This window comes from Thauera sp. AutoDN2, assembly GCF_051280715.1.
In the GTDB taxonomy this organism is placed as follows: Bacteria; Pseudomonadota; Gammaproteobacteria; order Burkholderiales; family Rhodocyclaceae; genus Thauera.
In genome coordinates this window covers 1-3,224 of sequence record NZ_JBNCAR010000073.1, presented here as the reverse complement: position 1 = coordinate 3,224, position 3,224 = coordinate 1, and the positions used below count along the sequence as shown (strand labels likewise).

At 57.1% G+C, this 3,224-nt stretch carries 3 protein-coding genes; 2 read left to right on the top strand and 1 reads right to left on the bottom strand.

Annotation, left to right across the window (positions count from 1 at the left end; all coding sequences use genetic code 11):
• Positions 1-449: 449 nt before the first annotated feature.
• Positions 450-1,313: a WYL domain-containing protein gene (locus tag ACPT9U_RS17365; RefSeq protein ID WP_435751873.1), complete on the bottom strand. Its 864-nt coding sequence runs from the start codon at positions 1,311-1,313 to the stop codon at positions 450-452.
• A gap of 134 nt (positions 1,314-1,447) precedes the next feature.
• Between ACPT9U_RS17365 and ACPT9U_RS17360 the strand changes: the two genes are divergently transcribed.
• Together ACPT9U_RS17360 and ACPT9U_RS17355 are read left to right on the top strand one after the other, a co-directional pair.
• On the top strand, positions 1,448-2,392 hold the full coding sequence (locus tag ACPT9U_RS17360) for a TY-Chap domain-containing protein (protein WP_435751872.1): 945 nt from the start codon (positions 1,448-1,450) through the stop codon (positions 2,390-2,392).
• Between the two features lie 12 nt (positions 2,393-2,404).
• Entirely contained in the window at positions 2,405-3,154 is a 750-nt protein-coding gene (locus ACPT9U_RS17355; protein WP_435751871.1) for a metallophosphoesterase, read from the top strand.
• Positions 3,155-3,224 lie beyond the last annotated feature (70 nt).

Below are 3,224 nucleotides of genomic sequence, written 5' to 3'. Positions count from 1 at the left end.
ACTACACAATTTATGACGTTGTGAACAGAGGCCTCGCAAGGTCATGAAAGTTAACGGGATTTTAGATGAGGCTATGCGAAGTAGGTGCGATTGCCCTGGGGTAGCCGCCCGATCTGACTCCTGCTGATTGTCAGCGATGAAGCTGACCTGAACTCGATCGCGCAGCAAGTCACGGGCCGCGTGCAAAAGAGTCTGTCAACCGATAAGGGGTATTGAATGGCGTCTGTGAGCCAGATTGCAACCATTCGGACGACTCGAACTGTCAGTCAGTTCCGGCCGAGGATGGGCCGGTCGGTGCACCGATGTGGTGTCTGTTCGACAAGATGGTCGGTTAGTCTTTTGGGCTCGAACGGGCGTTGTGCTTTTGACACATGGCGGCAGGGCAGCGTTGACTAGCAGCGCGTGCAGTAGGGGGTGTCGTGGTCTAAGCATCCAAGAACCGCTTTCCCTCATGCAGCCGTCTGGTAGCCAGGTGCGATCGCAAGACTTCGAACTGCCTCCAACGAATCCAAGTCCTTGAGGCATAGGCGATGAATCGTAGGGTCAAGACGACGATCCGGGCTGCAGTCGACATTCCATCGTTGCAGCACGTAGCCAGCGACTGCTGCCCGGACGGTCAGGTGTAGCTCGCCTGAGCGCATGCCGAAATCCCGCTGAACGATTTCTGGTCGATCGACTCCTGGATGTGCGATCAGTATCAGATTCAGCTGGCGATTCCACTCCTCATCGGCCTGTGGCAGTTCGTGGGGAAGGATCTCTTCGCTCAGGACCGGGCTGGCCGCTTCGATACGCGAAATCACAAGATCCCGAAACTCACTGGACTTCCTGTCGAAGACCCTCGTGTGCCAACGCAGTCCGCTATCTACCAAAGCGTGTGGAATCACCTCCCGAACGCCAACGCCTCGCTTCAGTGAGTGATATGTCACCCGAAGCACCTGCCTCTGATGGATAGCTCGTGTAACGACTGCAAGCTCCTCAAGTGAGGGGCGATTCAGTCTGATCGGCAGCTCACACGGGATGTAGCCTTCTCCACGACGGTCTTCCCCATCGCCAAATCCCCGGGACATCGCGGACAAGACGCGGTCCGGAGAATGATCGAAGACAGGCGTGAACCGTTCGCTCGGGATGTAGACCTTCCGGCTCCCGTCGAAATCGATGTTCTGCGGCGCTAGCTCCCGATAGGCAGTGAAGTCCCGTGTCGCCACCGCCGGCGCAATCGCAAATCGGTCCATCAGATCACGCCGGCTGGCATCGCCCAGGAACCACAGGCGAAACTCGACGTAAGCCAGACGATCGCGCTGCTTCTGGCTCATCTCAACAAGCATGTTTCGTGTCACTTTCGTACTCCGGTGTAGGCCGAAGTATAGAACGGAACGAGGCTTGACATCATCAATATGATCACATAGCATAACATCATCAAAACGATGACAATTGGACGAGGTGTCAGATGAGTAGAGCCGATTCAGGTGGCGCGCTGTCCCGTCCTCATCGTGTCACCCGAGCAGCGTCTCGCGATTGGGGGCCTTTTTCTCAGAACCTTGAGCATGTTCTGGGGTGCTTGGAGGAGGACCAGTTCCTGATCCTCAATGCGAAGCATGGAGAGCGATACCTGCAGTTTTCATGTCAGGGTGCGTGGGGCATGCGCGTCGAGGTCGCGAGCAATCACTTCCTGCAAGGCGATGACCGGCTGAGCCGTCGGGAGATGGGGTGGTTGCGGTCCCATGGATGGAACGCCCCGACCGGAACGCCCAGCCAAGCGACGCCAGAGAAAGATCCTGATGGCTCGCCGAACTACCACATCGATTTTCCGGCCTCGGTGCCTGACTCCGACGTCGCTGGTTTGGTTATTGACACCCTGATGCACGGGTTGGGGTTTCCATATCCGGGAGTGCTTACATACGAGTCATTCGATGCAAACGACGGGCCGCTTACATTTCCCAGCTTGGGCTTGAAGTCAAGGGGCGGGCAGTGCTGCGCTCCGATGGAGCGGGTGGTGGCCGTCTTTCGCTCGGTGACCGGAATTGAGGACTTGGCGCTTGATGAGGAGGAGTACTTAGCTGTGCGCTATGGCTCGATCGAAATCAACGCCTTCGTACTCGATAGAAATGTTCGGCTCTTTGCGGTGCTGCTCAACAAGGCCGAGGAATCACTACCCCTGCTCCGCAAGCTCAATCAGATCAATGACAGCGCTTATCAGCTGCGCTGCTTCATGAATGACGAAACCGTCTGTGCGGTCTTGGATGTTCCGTCAGACCCACTCGTACAGAAGCACTTGGTAAGCGCTTTGGATCAATTCTCTGAGGTGGCCGAAGGGCTTGCGATTGTGCTGCGTACCGAGTTCTCGGGCGACGCACCTAGCGGGAAACCCGGGCCGACGGCCTGCTTGCAATAGCGGAGGTTGTACATGAACTACGACATTATCGGCGACATTCACGGGCATGCAGACGCGCTCGAGGCATTGCTGGTGAGCCTCGGGTACCGGCACAGCGGAGGTGTCTGGAGGCATCGGGATCGGCAGGCGCTGTTTGTTGGTGACTTTATTGATCGTGGACCGAAACAGGTTGAAACAGTCAATTTGGTCCGGCGGATGGTTGATGCCGGAGCAGCCCAGGCGGTCATGGGGAATCACGAGTTCAACGCCATCGCATGGTTTCTTCCCGACCCGGAGTGCCCGGGCGAATACCTGCGCAAGCATCACTCCACCAAGTACGGTGACAAGAACCGAAAACAGCACCAAGCCTTTCTTTCCGCCGTGGAAGGAACGCCCCTGCATGAAGAGCTGGTGCGTTGGTTCATGACGCTGCCGGTCTGCCTCGACTTACCTGAGCTGCGTCTTGTTCATGCGTGCTGGCATGGTGCTGCGCTCGAGTACCTGCGTCCGCACTTGACGGCGGATTATTGCATCAAGCCTCAAACGATGATTGCCGCAACCCGCGAACCTGACGAGGAAGCTGAGAAGGACACGCCCGAGATGACGATCTTCAAGGCGATGGAGGCGCTTCTGAAAGGAATTGAAGTTCCACTGCCGGAGCCTCATACGTTCCGGGACAAGGACGGCCATGAACGCGATCGGGTCCGAGTACGCTGGTGGGATAGCGCTGCCATTGATTACAGGCAGGCAGCAATGCAGGGCCATCGCATTCGAAAGTCATAACCGATGAATCCCCAGCATTTTCATACGGATATCGTCATCCCAGGCCGCCCGCTTGCGCTTGAGTCGCAGG